The organism is Streptomyces sp. PA03-6a, assembly GCF_033792765.1.
Lineage (GTDB): Bacteria > Actinomycetota > Actinomycetes > Streptomycetales > Streptomycetaceae > Actinacidiphila.
Genome location: NZ_JARAVK010000474.1, coordinates 1 through 1745 on the forward strand (window position 1 = coordinate 1; position 1745 = coordinate 1745).

The window sequence follows — 1745 nt, forward strand, 5'->3', positions numbered from 1 at the left end:
CCTACACCCTTACCCCGGGACAACCACCGCCCGGGCTGGACTACCTTCCTGCGTCACCCCATCGCTCACCTACTACTGGATAGGTTCAGCGGCTCCACCACTCCCCATCACTCCGAAGAGATCAAGGGCGGCTTCACGGCCTTAGCATCACCAGATTCAGCGCTGGCGCTTCAAAGCGGGTACCGGAATATCAACCGGTTGTCCATCGACTACGCCTGTCGGCCTCGCCTTAGGTCCCGACTTACCCTGGGCAGATCAGCTTGACCCAGGAACCCTTAGTCAATCGGCGCAAGAGTTTCCCACTCTTGTATCGCTACTCATGCCTGCATTCTCACTCGTGAACCGTCCACGACTCCCTTACAGGGCCGCTTCACCCGGCACACGACGCTCCCCTACCCATCACAGCCTCCGTTGGGAGTATTGCTGCAATGACACGACTTCGGCGGTACGCTTGAGCCCCGCTACATTGTCGGCGCGGAATCACTTGACCAGTGAGCTATTACGCACTCTTTCAAGGGTGGCTGCTTCTAAGCCAACCTCCTGGTTGTCTGTGCGACTCCACATCCTTTCCCACTTAGCGTACGCTTAGGGGCCTTAGTCGATGCTCTGGGCTGTTTCCCTCTCGACCACGGAGCTTATCCCCCGCAGTCTCACTGCCGCGCTCTCACTTACCGGCATTCGGAGTTTGGCTAAGGTCAGTAACCCGGTAGGGCCCATCGCCTATCCAGTGCTCTACCTCCGGCAAGAAACACACGACGCTGCACCTAAATGCATTTCGGGGAGAACCAGCTATCACGGAGTTTGATTGGCCTTTCACCCCTAACCACAGGTCATCCCCCAGGTTTTCAACCCTGGTGGGTTCGGTCCTCCACGCGGTCTTACCCACGCTTCAACCTGCCCATGGCTAGATCACTCCGCTTCGGGTCTTGGGCGTGCGACTGAGTCGCCCTATTCGGACTCGCTTTCGCTACGGCTACCCCACACGGGTTAACCTCGCCACACACCGCAAACTCGCAGGCTCATTCTTCAAAAGGCACGCAGTCACGAGACACCAGCAAGCTGATGTCCGACGCTCCCACGGCTTGTAGGCACACGGTTTCAGGTACTATTTCACTCCGCTCCCGCGGTACTTTTCACCATTCCCTCACGGTACTATCCGCTATCGGTCACCAGGGAATATTTAGGCTTAGCGGGTGGTCCCGCCAGATTCACACGGGATTTCTCGGGCCCCGTGCTACTTGGGTGTCGTACAAGCAAGCCGCTAATGTTTCAGCTACGGGGGTCTTACCCTCTACGCCGGACCTTTCGCATGTCCTTCGCCTACATCAACGGTTTCTGACTCGCCCAGCCGCCGGCAGACGACTGAAGTACGATCCCACAACCCCACATGCGCAACCCCTGCCGGGTATCACACGCATACGGTTTGGCCTCATCCGGTTTCGCTCGCCACTACTCCCGGAATCACGGTTGTTTTCTCTTCCTGCGGGTACTGAGATGTTTCACTTCCCCGCGTTCCCTCCACACTGCCTATGTGTTCAGCAGCGGGTGACAGCCCATGACGACTGCCGGGTTTCCCCATTCGGACACCCCCGGATCAAAGCTCGGTTGACAGCTCCCCGGGGCCTATCGTGGCCTCCCACGTCCTTCATCGGTTCCTGGTGCCAAGGCATCCACCGTGCGCCCTTAAAAACTTGGCCACAGATGCTCGCGTCCACTATGCAGTTCTCAAACAACGACCCGTCACC

General features: G+C 58.2%; 1 rRNA gene. It reads right to left on the bottom strand.

Annotated elements, in window-relative coordinates:
• Positions 1–1697: ribosomal RNA gene (locus PV350_RS45635) — 23S ribosomal RNA — on the bottom strand; the annotation flags it as partial.
• Positions 1698–1745 lie beyond the last annotated feature (48 nt).